Source organism: Streptomyces sp. NPDC025793 (assembly GCF_055558375.1).
The window spans coordinates 50,602-66,288 of record NZ_JBVHMR010000005.1 but is presented as its reverse complement, the minus strand read 5'-3'; the positions used below and the strand labels follow the sequence as shown (position 1 = coordinate 66,288).

Here is a 15,687-nt window from a genome sequence, read left to right as displayed (position 1 = left end):
CCGTGACCGTCCAACCTGTCGCCCGACCCGTCACCCATCCCGTCGACGAGAAACTCCCCGCCCTGAAAATGGCGACCAGCGGCCTGCAGCATGTGGCCGCCATGTACGCGGGGGTCGTCGCACCTCCCCTGATCGTCGGCGCGGCCGCAGGCCTGTCCGGCACCGACCTCACCTTCCTCACCGGGGCCTGCCTGTTCACGGCGGGGCTCGCCACCTTCCTCCAGACCCTCGGCTTCTGGAGGATCGGCGCCCGGCTGCCCTTCGTCAACGGCGTCACCTTCGCCGGTGTCGCCCCGATGACCGCCATCGTCGCCTCCGCCAAGGACAAGTCCGACGCCTTGCCGATGATCTTCGGCGCGGTCATCGTCGCCGGCCTCCTCGGCTTCCTCGCCGCCCCCTTCTTCAGCAAGGCCGTCCGCTTCTTCCCGCCCGTCGTCACCGGCTCGGTCATCACCCTGATCGGCGTCTCCCTGCTGCCCGTCGCCTTCGGCTGGGCCCAGGGCCCGAACCCCGCCGCGCACGACTACGGCTCGACGACCTACCTCACCCTCGCCGGCATCACCCTGCTGCTCGTCCTGCTGCTGCGCCGCTTCACCCGGGGCTTCGTCAAACAGATCGCCGTCCTGCTCGGCCTGGTCCTCGGCACGCTCATCGCGATACCGTTCGGCGTCACCGACTTCACCCCCGTCACCAAGGCGGCCGTCGTCGGCTTCCCGACGCCGTTCCACTTCGGAGCCCCCACCTTCCACCTCGCGGCCATCCTCTCGATGTGCGTGGTGATGGTCGTCTCCATGACCGAGTCCACCGCCGACATGCTCGCCCTCGGCGAGATCGTCGAGCGCCCCTCGGACGAGAAGGTCATCGCGGCCGGCCTGCGCGCCGACACCCTCGGCTCCGCGCTCAGCCCGTTCTTCAACGGCTTCATGTGCAGCGCGTTCGCGCAGAACATCGGCCTCGTCGCCATGACGCGGATCCGCAGCCGCTTCGTGGTCGCCGTGGGCGGCGGCTTCCTGGTCCTGATGGGCCTGTGCCCGACGGCCGCCTCGCTGATCGCCGTCGTACCCCGCCCCGTCCTCGGCGGCGCCGGCGTCGTCCTGTTCGGCTCCGTCGCCGCGAGCGGCATCCAGACCCTGGTCCGGGCCGGTCTGGAGAAGGACAACAACGTCCTGATCGTCGCCGTCTCCCTGGCCGTCGGGATCATCCCGATCACCGCGCCCGGCTTCTACCACGCCTTCCCCGGGACCGCGAAGATCGTCCTGGATTCGGGCATCTCCACCGGGTGCGTGACGGCGGTGATCCTCAACCTCCTCTTCAACCACCTCGGCAAGGGCAGGGAGGCCGAGGACGTCACCCACCCGATGGAGGCGGGAGCGGAACTCACCCCCGCGCACTGACCGCCGCCGCGCTCTTCCTCACCCCCGCGCCTGGCAGGGCGTCAGGGACGGCAGCCGGCCGGTGAGGTACGAGCGCGGCGGAACGCCCATCAGGGCACGGAAGTCGGACGTCATGTGCGCCTGGTCGAAGTACCCGGCGACGGCGGCGAGTTGGGACCACGGGGCGTCACCGGCCCGGGTGACGAGTGTGCGGACGCGGTCGATGCGGGTGTAGTGCTTGGGGGAGACCCCGACCCCCTCGGCGAACAGCTTGCGCAACTGCCGTTCGCTGACCGCGAGTTCCCGGGCCGCCTCACGCACCTGGGCCGGCGTCCGGTCCGGCCGGACCGACAGCGCGTCGACCCCCGCCCGCAGCAGCGTCGTACGGGCGGGGTCCGCGGCGTCCGACAGCGGGCCGGGCAGCGTCCCGGCGAGCCGCGGCAGCGGATCGCCCGGATCCAGCCGGCGCAGCGCGGCCGCGAGCAGCTCGGGCATCGCTCCGGGCAGCGCCTCCAACGGCACGGCCCGGCCGGCCAGTTCGGCGGCGGCGACCCCGAGCAGCGGGCGGGTCATGCCCGGCGTGAGACGCAGCTCGACACACCGGAGACGAGCCTTGCCCTCGTGGTACGAGGCCCGCACCCGCGGCCCGACCGCGAGCACGTCGCGCCGCCCGTCCGCGGCCACCCGCAGCACCACCTTGGTGACCGCGGTGGGCAGCCGCACGAAGGGCTCCTCGGTGCGCTCGGCGTCGGACAGGGACAGCGTGCGCACCCCGGCGATCCAGGGGCGCAGCACCTCGGGCACGGTCAGGACCCGCGCGGCGACGGTGTTCGGCATCACTCCACCGTACGCGCGCCGCACCCGCTTCCGGGCGGGCGAACCGTGCCGGAATTTCCAAGAGAACGGCGCCCCGCGCGGCCCATCGTGGACCGCATGATTCTGGTGACGGGTGCCACGGGCACCACCGGCAGCGACGTCGTACGACAGCTCACCGCGCGCGGCGAGAAGGTCCGCGCCCTGACCCGCGACCCGGCACGGGCCCAACTGCCCGCCGGGGTGGAGACGGTCCGCGGGGACTACGCCGACCCCGGCTCCCTCGCGGCGGCGATGGCCGGGGTGCGGGCCGCGTACCTGGTGTGCCCGCCCGGTCCCGGTGCCCGCCACGACACGGCGTTGGTGGCGGCGGCCCGGGCGGCGGGGGTGCGGCGGCTGGTGAAGCTCTCCGCCATCGGCACCGACGACTCCGCGGCCGGCCCTTCCGCCGCCTGGCACGGCGAGGGGGAGCGGGCGGTCCGGGACAGCGGTGCCGAATGGACGGTCCTGCGGCCGTCGTCGTTCGCCTCGAACACGCTGGCCTGGGCGCCGGCCGTCTGGCGGGGCGAGCCGGTGCCGAACATGACCGCCGACGGGGCGTCCGGCGTGATCGACCCGCGCGACATCGCCGAGGTGGCGGTGCGGGCCCTGCTGGAGGACGCGCACGACGGGCGGACGTACACCCTGACCGGACCGGCGGCGATCAGCGTCCCGGACCAGGCCGCCGCCCTCACCGCGGTCCTCGGCCGCCCGGTCGCCACCCGCGACCTGACGCCCGACGAGACGGCCGAATTCCTGCGCACCACGTGGGGGATCGACGACACGCGGATACCGGACGTGCTAACCGGCGTCGCCTATATGCGCGACGGCCGCAACGCGCTCGTCACCGACGACGTGCCCGAGGTGCTGGGCCGCCCGGCCCGCACCTTCCGCGAGTGGGCCGAGGACCACAAGGCAGCCTTCGGCACGGCCTGAGCGGGTACGGCCCGGCGGCTACAGGCCGAACAGGGCGAGGTCCGTCGTCAGCTCCTTGAACACCGTGCGCGGGTCGGCGACCAGCTTGCGCTCCTGGAGATCCAGCAGCCCGCCCACCGCGCTGACCTCGGCCGCCAGGGTGCCGTCGGTCTTGCGGACCTCCTGCACGATCCGGAAGGTCTTGCCGCCGCTCCACTCGAACGCGCAGGTCACGTCGACCTCGTCGCCGGCGAGCAGCTCGCGCCGGAAGCGGATGGTGGTCTCCAGCGCCACCGGGCCCACCCCCCGGCCCACGAGCCGGGCCTGGCTTATTCCGGCCGCCTGGAGCAGCGACCAGCGGGCGTGCTCCGCGTAGTTGAGGTACACGGACTGGTTGAGATGCCCCTGTGTGTCGGTCTCGTAGCCACGGACGGTCACACGGACGGAAAACGGTTCGGCCACTGCCTGCCCTTCCTCGCGTTCACAGTTGCGGTCGGTCGATCCTGGCACGCGGCTCACACCCGGCGCGGCGAGGCCAGCAGATACCGGGTCCCGGTCCGCGGCTCGGTGTACTCGCCCGGCTGCCAGCCCGCGCGCTCCAGTGTGGCCGCGCAGTCCGCCAGGGCCTGGGCGTCCGGCGCGTACACGGCGACGGCCTCCGGCTGCGGGGTCGCCCGCACCCGGTAGCCGTCCGCCCGCCCGTCCGCCGGACGGTGCCCGGCCGCCTCCAGCGCGAGCGCCGCGGCCCGCACGAGATGTGCCCGCTCCCAGCCGCACGGCCGGTCCACCGCGCCGTCGGCGTTGGTCATCCGGCGCAGCTCCAGCAGCCCCAGCCACGCGCCGTGCACCTCCCGCGCCCGCGCCGGCCCCGCCCCGGCGGCCTCGTCCGCGCCGCCGGCCCGCGCCGCGAACACCCCCGCCCCGGCCGCCGGATCCGCCACCGGCCCGTCCGCCGGTGCGGCGCCTGCCGGCGCGGCGTCCGCCGCCTCGCGTATCCGATGCCCCGCCGGGGTCAGGAAGTACGCGTGCGGCGGCCGCGGATGGCGGAACACCAGCCCGCGTCTCAGCAGCGCCGCGAGCTGCGCCTCCGTCCCCCGCACCCGCCCGGTGACCGGGTCGGCCCCGTCGATCACCCGCCGCTGCGCGGCACTCGGCGCTCGGGTCACAGCCGTACTCCTTCCCTGCCTGTGCAGCGTACGGCGCGGCTCTGACAACGGGCCCCGCCCGGCCGCCCGCTACTCCCGCGGCCGGATGTTCCACCCCGCCACCACCGGCCGGCCGTGCTCCGTGCCCAGCCGGCACAGCGCGCCCGTCGCCAGCTGGAAGAGGGCGCCCTGCCGGGGCGGCAGGCCCAGGCGGCGGGCGGTGAGGACGCGCAGGAAGTGGCCGTGGGCGATGAGGACGACGACGCCCTCGGTGTTGCAGAGCGCGGCGTCGGCCTTGGCCAGCATCCGGTCGGCGCGCTCGCCCACCTGTTCCGGGGTCTCGCCCGGGTGCTCCGGCGGTCCCGGCGCGACCCCGTCCGTGAACAGGAACCAGCCGGGCCGGGTCCGCTGGATCTCCACGGTGGTCACGCCCTCGTAGCCGCCGTAGTCCCACTCGCGCAGGTCGGTGTCCACCCGGGCGTCGGGGACGCCGATGAGTTCGGCGGTCTCCCGGGCCCGTTGGAGGGGGCTGACGAAGGCCGCGCCGATCCGGTGCGAGCGGACCAGCGGAACCAGCCGGCGTGCCTCCTCCCGGCCGTGCTCGGTGAGGGGCACGTCGGTCCAGCCGGTGTGCCGTCCGGAGCGCGACCACTCGGTCTCGCCGTGCCGGACGAGAAAGAGGTCACCCACGCGCGCGCCCTTCCCGCTCTCCTGCCAGCACGGTGGCACAGGAGGCCCGCCGCGCGCAGGACGGACTGCGCCAGACGGCCGGTCCCCGCCTCAGCCGCCGGAGCGGACCAGGGTGTTCTCCTTGCCGAGGGCCTTGGCGGTGCTGTCGGCGTACAGCGTGGTCTCGCCGTCGGACCAGCGCACGAGCAGGTCGTCGGCCCTGTGGTCGGCCGTGACGTCCCCGGTGGTCATGACCTGTGCGTGGGTCCAGGTGCCGTTCGCACCGAGCACCCGGGACCGGGTGCCGGGCCCGGCGGCCGAGGTGCCCGTGTAGGCGTCCAGCGAGCCGTCCGTCCAGCGCACCAGGAAGCCGCCGCTGTTGCCGAAGCTCCCGCCGCTCAGCAGGGCGGCCCTGGTCCAGGTGCCGTTCGCCTTCAGCAGTTGCCGGGCCGGGCCGAAGGTGCCGGCGGCGACCCCGGTGTAGAGGGTCAGCCGGCCGTCGGACCAGCGCACCAGCAGGTCGCTGGCGCCCTTGCCGCCGTCGAACTGCCCGGACGTGATCTGCACGGCGTTCTGCCAGGCGGAGCGGGGCGCCGCCATCCGCACCTCCCGGCCCAGGCCGGCCCCGCCCACGGCCGGATAGAGCGTGGCCTCGCCGTCGGACCAGCACACCAGGAGGTCGGCGCGGCCGTCGCCGGTGAAGTCCCCGCCGGTGACGGTGCGGGCGTGCGTCCAGGTGGAGTTGGCCTTCAGCAGCCGCTGCTCGGACCCGAACCCGCCCTTGCCGTCCCCGGGATGCAGGGTGATCCCGCCGTCGGACCAGACGGTGAGCAGATCACCCCGGCGGTCGCCGGTGTAGTCGGCGGAGGCCAGCAGCGTGGCCCTGCGCCAGCGCGCGCCGCCGCCCGGCAGCGGGTCCTGGAGCCCCTGGTACGGCGGCAGCTCGGTGCGCAGGTCCTGGTTCGCGACCGCGGCGCCGAGCAGGCGTGCGGCGTCGTCGCCGAACGCCGGGGCGTAGCTGATGTAGTCGACGTTCGCGTCGTTGCCGCCGCCGTTGTAGCCGCCGAGGTCGCCGATGACGTGCCCGGTGCGCGCGTTGTCGTCGTAGTCGGTGATCCACGGGCTGCCGGACACCCCGCCGTAGTAGCCGCCGCAGGTCATCGACATCTGCCGGTAGCCGGGCAACTGGGTGGTCGGCACGGTGCACTTGACGGCCTGTCCGGCGGTGTTGTGTCCGTAGGAGGGGTAGCCGACCACGGTCACGTTCCGGTTGGTGTACCCGGGCGCCGGGGTGAAGGTCAGTCCGCCGCCGACCGCGTCCTGGAGGCTCTGGCCGCGCTGGTTGGCCGAGACCCGGGCGAACGCGGTGTCCAGGTCGGAGACGGGTTTCCTGGTGGTCGTCGACCCCTGGTCGGGCACGTACCGCGGGTCGGTGAACAGGTGCTGGATGTGGAAGATGCCGTACGGCTGCTGGTCGGGGCCCGCGCCCTTCACGAACTTCGGGACGAAGAGGTAGTCGCCGCGCATGCTCAGTCCGCAGTGGGCCGCGGTGAGGACGATGTTGCGCGCCCCGGTGTCCATCACGCTGCCGGTGCAGTGCCAGGTGGTGCCGCTGGGTCCGTCGGACCCGAAGAACGTCCCGACCAGGGGCGATCCCGGGAACAGGGTGCCCTGCGGCCGGCCCGCCGCGGCGGCCGCCGCCCCCGGCCCGGTCGGGGCCGTGCGCACGTCGTCCAGCGGCGGGGCGTCGGCCATGCGCCGCGCGGTCCAGAACCGGGCGGCGTCCCGGGCCTCGCGCCCGGCGGAGGGTGCGGGCGCGGGCGGCGGAGGCGTGGCGCTGTCGGCCTGCGCCGCGGGGGCCGGGCCCCCGACGGCCGCGAGGCATACGACGGCGACGGCCGCCCGGCGTGCGCGGTAAGAGAACAACGGTGCTTCCCCTCGGCCCTACGGCCTGTTCGGTCCGGACCGGGGGGAGCGCGGTGCGGCGCTGGTCGGGCGCGCGGGAACCCCCGGGTCATGCCGGATGATCTTCCCATGAACCCCCCTGGCCTCGCACGGACGTACGGCACGGCCGCGTCGCGGCGCCCGCCGCGCCGGTGCCGGTACGCGTCGCGGCTACTGCCGGTACCCGCCGAGGAACCGCCCGATGCGGCCGATCGCCGCCTCCAGGTCCTCCGCGTGGGGCAGGGTGAGGATGCGGAAGTGGTCGGGGGAGGGCCAGTTGAAGCCGGTGCCCTGGACCACCTGGATCTTCTCGCGCAGCAGCAGGTCGAGGACGAACTTCTCGTCGTCGTGGATCTTGTGCACCGCGGGGTCGAGGCGGGCGAAGGCGTACAGCGCGCCCTTCGGCTTCACGCAGGACACGCCGGGGATCTCGTTGAGCTTCTCCCAGGCCACGTTCCGCTGCTCGTACAGCCGCCCGCCGGGCCGGGTCAGTTCGTGGACGGACTGGCGGCCGCCGAGCGCGGCCTGGATGGCGTACTGCGCGGGCGCGTTGGCGCACAGCCGCATGGAGGCCAGCATCGTCAGGCCCTCCAGGTAGTTCTTCGCGTGCTGCCGGGGGCCGGTGACGACCAGCCAGCCCGAGCGGAAGCCCGCCACCCGGTAGGTCTTGGACAGGCCGCAGAAGGTGAGGACGACCAGGTCGGGGGCGAGGGCCGCGGCCGAGTGGTGGACGGCGTCGTCGTACAGGATCTGGTCGTAGATCTCGTCGGCGAACACCATCAGGCCGTGCCGGCGGGCGAGGTCGAGGATGCCCTCGACGACCTCCTTGGGGTAGACCGCGCCGGTCGGGTTGTTCGGGTTGATGATCACGACGGCCTTGGTGCGGTCCGTGATCTTGGCGGCCATGTCGGCCAGGTCCGGGTTCCAGTCGGCCTGTTCGTCGCACAGGTAGTGGACCGCCTTGCCGCCGGCCAGGGTCGTGACGGCCGTCCACAGCGGGAAGTCCGGGGCGGGGACGAGGATCTCGTCGCCGTCCTCGACCAGCGCGGTCACGGCCATGGAGACCAGCTCCGAGACGCCGTTGCCGAGGAAGACGTCGTCGACGCCCACGTCCAGGCCCAGGTTCTGGTAGCGCTGGGCGACCGCGCGGCGGGCGGAGAGGATGCCGCGCGAGTCGGTGTAGCCGTGCGCCTGCGGCAGCATCCGGATCATGTCCTGGACGATCTCCTCGGGCGCCTCGAAGCCGAAGGCCGCGGGGTTGCCGGTGTTCAGGCGCAGCACACTGTGGCCCGCCTCCTCCAGCGCGTTGGCGTGCTCGATCACCGGGCCGCGGATCTCGTAACAGACCTCGCTGAGCTTGTTCGACTGCCGGAACTCCATGCGCCCCTCCGGAAACTCGTGATGCTTGGTTTTACCAAGTAGGAGCTTGGAAAGTCCAACGTCTTGTCTAGACTGCGTCGCATGTCACCTCGCCGAAGCTACGACCAGTACTGTTCCGCAGCCCGTGCGCTCGACCTCGTCGGCGACCGCTGGACCCTGCTGATCGTCCGGGAGCTGCTGGCCGGCCCCCGCCGCTACACGGACCTGCACGCGGACCTGCCCGGCGTGAGCACGGACGTCCTCGCCTCCCGGCTGAAGGACATGGAGCAGGGCGGCCTCGCCACCCGCCGCCGGCTGCCCCCGCCCGGCGCGGCCTCGGTCTACGAACTCACCATGCGGGGGCGGGAGTTGCTGCCGGTGCTCCAGGCGCTGAGTACCTGGGGCGCGGCCGAGCTGGGGGAGCGGCGCCCGACGGACGCGGTGCGCGCGCACTGGTTCGCCCTGCCGCTGCTGCGAGCCCTCCGGGAGGGGAGCACCGGCGAGGGGATCGTCGAAGTCGGCCTGGAGGAGGGCGAGTTCCATCTGCGGGTGGGTGCGCAGGAGGGGCCGGTGTACGGCGACGGTCCCGCCCCCGCCGGGGCGGACGCGCGCCTGGTGATGGACGCGGCGACCTGCGAGGCCGTGGCGCGCGGGGAGTCGACCCTGCCGGACGCGGTGCGGGCGGGGCGGGTGACGGTGACCGGCGAGGGCACGCTCGCGAAGGCGCTGCGGGAGGGGTGAGACGCGGGGGAGGGGTGAGACGCGGGGGAGGCCTGCCGGTCCGGCAGGCCTCCCAGGAGGATTCGGACGATACGGCTCAGACGCCCGGCGGCACCCGGGAGGGCCGGCCCGAACCCCGGGTCAGGGCGTAGCCGCCGATGCCGGCCAGAGCCGCGAGCACGGCCCCGATCCCGGTCCACACCCAGCGGTCGGACCACCAGCCGGAGGACCAGCCGTCGTTCCTCCCGAAGCTGGAGAGCACCGCGGTCTTCGCACCGGCCGTCTTCTCCCCGGACGTGACGGCGATCCCCGGCACCAGCGGCTTGCCCAGCGAGCCGTCCACGGCCCCGGCGCCGCCGATGTCCTTGGAGTCGACGCGCACCTCGGCGCTCACCGGCTGGCCGAGGTCGGAGGCGCCCAGGTCCACCACGGTCAGCCGGACGTAGTACGTGCCCGGCAGCGGGTCGCCCGCCGACGGCTCGGCCCAGCCGCGCACCGTGCGCAGCACGCAGGCCAGTTCGGCCTGGGAGGCGTCCTGCGCGACGGTGCGGGGGTCGGCGCCGTACTGGCACGCCTGCCGGCGCCGCAGCCCGTCGTACACGTCGAGCTGCCAGGTCTGCGCGCCGTGCGTCTGCGGCAGCTTCACGGTCGCCTTCACGGTGGGCCGCTGGCCGACGTCCGCCGGGAACGACCAGTACAGGTAGTCACCGGTCGAACCGGACGCGGTGGCCGGCCGGCCCTGCTTCATCTCCGTCGCCGTACGGAACGAGGTGCCCGCCTGCGTGGGGGCCGAGCCGTCGGACGACGCACTCCCTGCGGGACTCGGCGAGGAGTCGGCGGCGGCCGGTCCGGCGGCCAGCCCCAGCGCCAGCAGCGCGGCGCTCAACACACGTGTGGCACGCATCAGTTCGTCCTCCAGACCGCGACCCGCCAGCGCGACAGCCAGCCCCACAGCAGACCGGCCACGAAGCCGATCACCACGAGCGTGCCGAGCAGCCACCAGCCGCGCCCGAGGCCGAAGGAGGCCACGTCGTGATGGCCGGACGGCCCGTCCACGACGTCGACGGTCAGCTCCAGCGGCAGACCGGGCGTCGTCTTGACGCCCGCGGCGGCCGAGAAGGAGTGGCTGACCTGGAGACACACGGTCTCCGCGGGCGCGTTGTCGTCGTCGCTCGCCGGCCTCGGATAGCGCAGCCCGGTGGAGACGGCGTCCGTACGGCCGGTCCCTGCGGCCTCGCCGCGCACGATCTCCCGGCCGCTCTGCGTCACCGCCCGCAGCAGCACCCCGTAACCGGGGTTCACGGCGCGGTCGTCGGCCACGCTGACCGAGGCGCGCAGCTCCCGGCCGGGCTCGACGGAGACCTTGTACCAGCGCTGCTGCCCGAACGCGGCGCGATCCGTGTACAGCCCGGACTTCAGCTGCGGCGCGTCCGTGCACTGTGCGGCGCCTTCGGTGGCCACCGGCGTCACCACCGGATCGGCCGCCCGGTGCACCAACTGCCCGACCCGGCTGCTCAGTTCCTCCTTGTGCCGTACGTCGGTGTAGGTGCCGCCGGTCGCGTCCGCGATGCAGCTGAGCTGGTCGCGGGTCTTGGCGTCCGGCACCAGGCCGAGGGTGTCGATGGTCATGCCGACGCCCTTGGCCGCTATCTCGCGGGCCACCTCGCACGGGTCGAGCGGCTGGCAGGTGTCCTCGCCGTCGGTGATCAGGACGATGCGGCGCGTTCCGCTGCCGCCGTTCAGGTCGTCCGCCGCCTTCAGCAGCGCGGGCCCGATCGGCGTCCAGCCGGTCGGCTGGAGCGTGGCCACCGCGGTCTTCGCGTCGGTCCGGTTCAGCGTCCCGACCGGGTAGAGCTGCGCGGTGTCCTTGCACCCCTCCTGGCGGTCGTTGCCGCGGTAGTTGGCGCCCAGGGTGCGGATGCCGAGCTGGACCTCCTGCGGGGTCGCGTCCAGCACCTCGTCGAACGCCTGCTTGGCGGCGGCCATCCGGGAGCCGCCGTCGATGTCCCGCGTCCGCATCGAACCGCTGACGTCCAGCACGAGTTCGACCTTCGGCGCACTCGCCTGTGTCCCGTCGGCGACAGCCCCGCCGGGAAACGCGATCCCGGCCGCCAGGGCGGCGAGGAGAGCACAGACTCCCGCCGCCAGCCGTTGTCTTCTGATCATCGCAGGATCCTATGGAGCGGACGTGCCGGGCTCCAAAACGAGCGGGTTGGGCAGCGCCGTCCACTGGTCGCCCGGGGTCCGCGGGGACAGCCGCATCAGCGTCAACGCCTTGGCGGGCAGGGGGCCTTCGCGCAGCGCGGACAGGTCGCAACCGGCGGGGAGGGCGGGCAGCGCGGCGGTCAGGGCCGCCGCCAGAGGCGCGGCCGAGCCCGCCGTGGCGGCCAGCGCGCCCGCCACCAGGGAGCCGAACAGCTTGCGGCGCAGGGCGGTTTCGTCGTCCGTGACGAGGCGTCCGGTGAGCGGGGGCGGGGTGAGGCCGTGGGCGGTGAGACGGGCGGGGCTGATCCGGATGTCGGCCAGGTCGCGGTAGACCAGCCGCCGGGGGGTGGCGTCGGGCCCGAGGACCACCAGCAGGTTCTGGCCGTGCGCCTCCAGGGCCACCCCGAGGCCGAGCACGCGCAGGCCCACCGTGAGCGCCAGGCGGGCGAACGCGGCCAGCCAGCCGGGGGAGTCCGGCAGTCCGGTCGCGGGCAGGGCGGCCACCGGGACGACCCGCTCACCGGGGCCCGCGTACGCCTCGGGCGACTCCCGCAGCAGTGCCGCGAGGTCGGGGGAGCCGGCCGTGACCGCGCCCAGCGTGCGGGTGATGTGCAGCAGGCCCCCGGTGTGCTGCGTCAGCTGGTCGGCGAGGTCGCCCAGCGGCGCGGCGGAGCGGACCGAGTACGCGGAGATGTCCCGCACCGAGGAGGTGAGCCGCGCGCTGAGCGCGGTCTTCACGTGCGGGCCGCCGCCGGGCAGGGCGAGGGTGCGCAGGGAGAGCAGGGGACGGGCCTGCCGCCAGGGCGCGTGCGCACGGCCGAGGACGTGCTCCGACTGCCACGGGTGTACGGGCAGCAGCAGCCGCTCGCCCTCCCGGAGCTCCTGCGGCCACGCGCCGCTCTGCTCGCACGCGTCCGCCGGCACCGCCACCGTGCCCAGCTCCACCACCGGACGGTGCTCCGGTCCGTACGCCAGCTGCTCCGCGACCGAGAACCCCGGCCTGGAACGGCAGTTGGGGTGGTACGGATGCCCGTCGGTCACCCGCTGCTCCCACTCCCAGTCGTGTTCCGGCCACTCCTTCGGGTGATCCGCGTCGGCCCGGGACAGCGCCAACGAGGCGGTGCTGTGCGCCAGTTCGGCCGCGAAGGCGTCGGCGTGCGGCACCCCGAGCGCGGTCATCAGGCCCGCCGGAGCGACGTGCCGGTCCCGGCCGAGGCGGACCTCGCCGACGTAGGCGCTCGTGGCGTACGGATCCGCGTGCGGCCCATGCAGCGTCCGGCCGTCGGCGAGCCGCAGGGCCAGGCTGTGCGCCCCGCGCGTCCGGCCCGTGATCCACGGCAGCGGCTCATGGACCAGCGCCCGCCACAGCCGGGTCAGCACGGCGGCGCGGGCACCCGGCAGTTCCGCCCGGTACCGGGGCAGCAGGGCGGGCCGCACGGCGGCCAGCTCCTCGGCGATCTCGGCCTCGGCGGCGGGGGTTCGGTGCACGGTCGGCTCCTCGGGGAGGCGGGAACGCGGGACGCGCGTCGCGGGCTCGGGCTCGGGGCACGATTGTGCGGGACGACCGGAGGGACATGGCGTACCGGTCCCGCCGCCCGCCGGACAATGGACGGACGGTCGCGGAGTCCGGCCCCGGCCTTCCGGCCCCCCGGACCGGGAATCGACCGCCCCCTCGGACATGGAACGAATGGATCGCGTGGACCTCACACCCCCCTCCGGTGCCGTCGGCCCCCTCGCCGACGCGTACGCGGCCGCGCCCCTGCTCAACTGCCTGCTGCGCGAGGTCGCCGAGCCGCTCCCGCCCCCGGATCCCGGTGCGCGGCGGGTGTACCGGCTGCCGAGCGGCCGGCTGTTGCGCGTGCGCGCCGGGCGGCGCCCCGCCGGGCCCGAGGTGCGGACCGACGGCGCCTGGCGTCCCGTCGGGCACACCGAGCTGGTCAAGCTGGTCGCCGAGGAGCTGCGCCGGCACACCGGGCTGACCGGCGGTGACCTGCCCGCCGAGATGGTCGACAGCCGGGACGCGGTCGCCGCGATCCTCGCCGCCCGCGCCCTCGCGACCCCGCCCGCCGACCCCTATCTGCGCTCCGAGCAGTCCCTGATCACCGGCCACCCCTACCACCCGGCCCCCAAGGCGCGCGGCGGCGGCCCGGTCGCGTCCTGGCTGCCGTACGCCCCCGAGGCGCACGCCCGCTTCCCGCTGGTGCTGCTCGGCGTCCGCGAGGACCAGGTGGCCGAGGAGGGCGACACCCGCGCCCTGGACGCCCTCGCCGCCGCCCCGCCCGGCTACCGGCTGCTGCCCGCCCACCCCTGGCAGCTCGACCTCGTCGCCCGCGACCTCGCCCCGGCCTTCGCCGACGGCCGCCTGCTCCGGCTCGGCACCACCGCCTTCGACGCCTGGCCGACGGCGGCGGTCCGCACGCTCTACGAGCCCCGCCGCGATCTGTTCCTGAAGTTCTCCCTGGACGTCCGCATCACCAACGACATCCGCCGGCTGTGGCGCCACGACCTGCGCAGGACGTGCCGCACGGACACGGCCGCCCGGCGCGCGTTCACGGCCGTGGGCCGGCCCGCGGCCTGGCTGAGCGACCGCGGCTACCGCACCGCCGCCTTCGCCTTCGAGGAACTGGCGGTCCTCGTCCGCGACGGGCCGCGCGGCCACCTTCCGCCCGGGGCCACCCCGCTGCTCGCGGCCGGGCTCGCGGAGGGCTTCGACGGCAGTCCGCTGGCCGCCGCGGCCGACCCGGCCGCCTGGTGGGAGGCGTATCTGCGCCAGGTCGTGCCGCCCGTCCTCACCGCCTTCGGCGCGCACGGCGTCGTCGTCGAGGCCCACCTCCAGAACACCCTCGTCGCCGTGGACGCGGCCGGGCTCCCCGTGGCCGCGCTGTTCCGGGACGCCGAGGGCGTCAAGCTGCTGCCCGACGTGACCCGGGCCGCGGGCTGGGAACGGCTCGTGTACTGCCTGGTCGTGAACCACCTCACCGAGATCGCCGCGGCCCTCGCCGAGCACCACCGGGGCCTCGATCCCTGGCCCGCCGTCCGCCGCGAGCTCGCCCGGCACGGCCTGCCGGAGATCCCCGCCCTGCTCGCCTCGCCCACCCTGCCCGGCAAGACCAACCTGCTGCTGCGCTGGACCGGCGCCGACGGCGCAGACGCCCGCTACCGTCCCCTGCCGAACCCGCTGGCCCGCTGATCCCGGCACGGGAGGGCTATGCTGTGCGCATGCATCTGTCGTCATGCCTGAGCTGGTGGCGCTCCTCGTAGGAGCGGCCACCTCGTACGCATGACCGGGCCGTTCGGAAGAACGGCCCTTTTTCCTGTCCCCTGGACCCGGGCCGGTTTCCTTTCGACGGGGCCCCCGACCCCCAGGAGACGCTGTGAACGCCACGCCCCAGACCGCCGTAGCCCCCGCCGACTCCCTCGGCATGTCCGCCGCGCAGGCCCGCAGCGCCGAGCTGGAGAGACTGATCGCCGAAGACCCAGGGCGGTTCCGCATGCTGACCGGCGACCGCCCCACCGGCCGGCTGCACCTGGGGCACTACTTCGGCACGCTGCACAACCGTGTCCGCCTCCAGGACCTCGGCGTGGAGACGTACGTGATCATCGCGGACTACCAGGTCCTGACCGACCGCGACGTCGCCGACAGCCTGACCGAGCACGTCGAGGACCTCGTCCTGGACTACCTCGCCATCGGCGTGGACCCGCAGCGCAGCACGATCTTCACGCACAGCGCGATCCCCGCCCTCAACCAGCTGATGCTGCCCTTCCTCAGCCTCGTGTCCGTCGCCGAGCTGAACCGCAACCCCACGGTCAAGGACGAGATCGCCCACTCGCGCCAGTCCGCCGTCAGCGGCCTGATGTTCACCTACCCCGTCCACCAGGCCGCCGACATCCTCTTCTGCAAGGGCAACCTGGTGCCGGTCGGCCAGGACCAGCTCCCGCACCTGGAGGTCACCCGCACCATCGCCCGCCGCTTCAACGACCGCTACGGCAACGGCACTCCGGTCTTCCCGCAGCCCGACGCCCTGCTCTCCGGCGCCCCGCTGCTGCTCGGCACCGACGGCAGCAAGATGAGCAAGAGCCGCCGTAACGCCATCACGCTGGCAGCCGGCGCCGACGAGACCGCGCGCCTGCTCAAGGGGGCGAGGACGGACTCCGAGCGGCACATCGCCTACGACCCGGTGAACCGCCCCGAGGTGTCCTCCCTGCTGCTGCTGGCGGCCCTGTGCCGGCACCGGACGCCCGAGGAGGTGGCCGAGGAGGTCGGCGCGGCGGGGGCCGCCGCGCTGAAGAGGACCGTGACCGAGGCGGTCAACGAGTACCTGGCACCGATCCGGGCCCGCCGCAGCGAGTACGCGCAGGACCGCGCCTTCCTGCGGCGGACACTGCGCGAGGGCAACGAACGCGCCCGCGCGGTGGCCGACGCCACGCTCGCCGAGGTGCGCGCCGCGATGAACAGCCATTACTGACCGCGCCGTCCCCCCCGGCCGCGTACGCCCGAAGGCCGC

At 74.4% G+C, this 15,687-nt stretch carries 14 protein-coding genes; 5 read left to right on the top strand and 9 right to left on the bottom strand.

The features are described 5' to 3' along the window. The first annotated feature begins 2 nt into the window (after positions 1 to 2). Positions 3 to 1,394: a nucleobase:cation symporter-2 family protein gene (locus ACZ4MF_RS12695; protein WP_467492027.1), complete on the top strand. Its 1,392-nt coding sequence runs from the start codon at positions 3 to 5 to the stop codon at positions 1,392 to 1,394. 18 nt (positions 1,395 to 1,412) lie between these two features. Here the strand turns inward: ACZ4MF_RS12695 and ACZ4MF_RS12690 are convergent, their stop codons facing one another. Further along, positions 1,413 to 2,210, bottom strand: a complete 798-nt coding sequence (locus tag ACZ4MF_RS12690; RefSeq protein WP_467492026.1) for an AraC family transcriptional regulator — start codon at positions 2,208 to 2,210, stop codon at positions 1,413 to 1,415. A 96-nt stretch (positions 2,211 to 2,306) separates the two neighbouring features. Here ACZ4MF_RS12690 and ACZ4MF_RS12685 point away from each other — a divergent pair, with 96 nt between their 5' ends. Beyond that, positions 2,307 to 3,161 (top strand): NAD(P)H-binding protein, encoded by an 855-nt coding sequence (locus tag ACZ4MF_RS12685; protein ID WP_467492025.1) that lies wholly within the window; start codon positions 2,307 to 2,309, stop codon positions 3,159 to 3,161. Between the two features lie 18 nt (positions 3,162 to 3,179). Here ACZ4MF_RS12685 and ACZ4MF_RS12680 read toward each other — a convergent pair whose 3' ends face one another. The 5 genes from ACZ4MF_RS12680 to ACZ4MF_RS12660 all read right to left on the bottom strand — a co-directional run bounded on the left by ACZ4MF_RS12680 (position 3,180) and on the right by ACZ4MF_RS12660 (position 8,278). Further along, positions 3,180 to 3,602 carry an acyl-CoA thioesterase gene (locus ACZ4MF_RS12680; RefSeq protein WP_356025169.1) on the bottom strand — a complete coding sequence of 141 codons (423 nt, stop codon included), beginning with the start codon at positions 3,600 to 3,602 and terminating at the stop codon, positions 3,180 to 3,182. A gap of 53 nt (positions 3,603 to 3,655) precedes the next feature. Continuing rightward, positions 3,656 to 4,306 (bottom strand): hypothetical protein, encoded by a 651-nt coding sequence (locus tag ACZ4MF_RS12675; RefSeq protein ID WP_467492024.1) that lies wholly within the window; start codon positions 4,304 to 4,306, stop codon positions 3,656 to 3,658. Between the two features lie 69 nt (positions 4,307 to 4,375). Continuing rightward, complete coding sequence (locus ACZ4MF_RS12670; protein WP_467492023.1) at positions 4,376 to 4,975, bottom strand: histidine phosphatase family protein; 600 nt, start codon at positions 4,973 to 4,975, stop codon at positions 4,376 to 4,378. Positions 4,976 to 5,065: 90 nt separating this feature from the next. After that, on the bottom strand, positions 5,066 to 6,880 hold the full coding sequence (locus ACZ4MF_RS12665) for an FG-GAP-like repeat-containing protein (protein ID WP_467492022.1): 1,815 nt from the start codon (positions 6,878 to 6,880) through the stop codon (positions 5,066 to 5,068). Positions 6,881 to 7,069: 189 nt separating this feature from the next. After that, entirely contained in the window at positions 7,070 to 8,278 is a 1,209-nt protein-coding gene (locus tag ACZ4MF_RS12660) for a pyridoxal phosphate-dependent aminotransferase (RefSeq protein WP_467492021.1), read from the bottom strand. A gap of 81 nt (positions 8,279 to 8,359) precedes the next feature. Between ACZ4MF_RS12660 and ACZ4MF_RS12655 the strand changes: the two genes are divergently transcribed. Continuing rightward, entirely contained in the window at positions 8,360 to 8,998 is a 639-nt protein-coding gene (locus ACZ4MF_RS12655; protein WP_467492020.1) for a winged helix-turn-helix transcriptional regulator, read from the top strand. A gap of 76 nt (positions 8,999 to 9,074) precedes the next feature. Here ACZ4MF_RS12655 and ACZ4MF_RS12650 read toward each other — a convergent pair whose 3' ends face one another. The 3 genes from ACZ4MF_RS12650 to ACZ4MF_RS12640 are packed head-to-tail and all read right to left on the bottom strand — an operon-like array spanning position 9,075 to position 12,670. Continuing rightward, positions 9,075 to 9,881, bottom strand: a complete 807-nt coding sequence (locus ACZ4MF_RS12650) for a hypothetical protein (protein WP_467492019.1) — start codon at positions 9,879 to 9,881, stop codon at positions 9,075 to 9,077. Further along, on the bottom strand, positions 9,881 to 11,143 hold the full coding sequence (locus ACZ4MF_RS12645; protein ID WP_467492018.1) for a VWA domain-containing protein: 1,263 nt from the start codon (positions 11,141 to 11,143) through the stop codon (positions 9,881 to 9,883). Before ACZ4MF_RS12645 ends, ACZ4MF_RS12650 begins: the two co-directional genes overlap by 1 nt. A 9-nt stretch (positions 11,144 to 11,152) precedes the next feature. After that, positions 11,153 to 12,670: an IucA/IucC family protein gene (locus ACZ4MF_RS12640; protein WP_467492017.1), complete on the bottom strand. Its 1,518-nt coding sequence runs from the start codon at positions 12,668 to 12,670 to the stop codon at positions 11,153 to 11,155. Positions 12,671 to 12,869: 199 nt separating this feature from the next. On the opposite strand from ACZ4MF_RS12640, the gene ACZ4MF_RS12635 reads away from it, so the two are divergent. Both ACZ4MF_RS12635 and trpS read left to right on the top strand, forming a co-directional pair. Next, positions 12,870 to 14,372, top strand: coding sequence for an IucA/IucC family protein (locus tag ACZ4MF_RS12635; RefSeq protein WP_467492016.1), 1,503 nt, complete (start codon positions 12,870 to 12,872; stop codon positions 14,370 to 14,372). A 232-nt stretch (positions 14,373 to 14,604) separates the two neighbouring features. Further along, positions 14,605 to 15,648, top strand: coding sequence for a tryptophan--tRNA ligase (gene trpS, locus ACZ4MF_RS12630; protein WP_467492296.1), 1,044 nt, complete (start codon positions 14,605 to 14,607; stop codon positions 15,646 to 15,648). Positions 15,649 to 15,687 lie beyond the last annotated feature (39 nt).

Excerpts from the sequence above, each read along its gene's own strand:
- ACZ4MF_RS12645 (WP_467492018.1), bottom strand. The coding sequence starts at position 11,143 with ATGATCAGAAGACAACGGCTGGCGGCGGGAGTCTGTGCTCTCCTCGCC.
- ACZ4MF_RS12635 (WP_467492016.1), top strand. The coding sequence starts at position 12,870 with ATGGATCGCGTGGACCTCACACCCCCCTCCGGTGCCGTCGGCCCCCTC.
- ACZ4MF_RS12690 (WP_467492026.1), bottom strand. The coding sequence starts at position 2,210 with ATGCCGAACACCGTCGCCGCGCGGGTCCTGACCGTGCCCGAGGTGCTG.
- ACZ4MF_RS12655 (WP_467492020.1), top strand. The coding sequence starts at position 8,360 with ATGTCACCTCGCCGAAGCTACGACCAGTACTGTTCCGCAGCCCGTGCG.
- ACZ4MF_RS12685 (WP_467492025.1), top strand. The coding sequence starts at position 2,307 with ATGATTCTGGTGACGGGTGCCACGGGCACCACCGGCAGCGACGTCGTA.
- ACZ4MF_RS12660 (WP_467492021.1), bottom strand. The coding sequence starts at position 8,278 with ATGGAGTTCCGGCAGTCGAACAAGCTCAGCGAGGTCTGTTACGAGATC.
- trpS (WP_467492296.1), top strand. The coding sequence starts at position 14,605 with ATGTCCGCCGCGCAGGCCCGCAGCGCCGAGCTGGAGAGACTGATCGCC.
- ACZ4MF_RS12650 (WP_467492019.1), bottom strand. The coding sequence starts at position 9,881 with ATGCGTGCCACACGTGTGTTGAGCGCCGCGCTGCTGGCGCTGGGGCTG.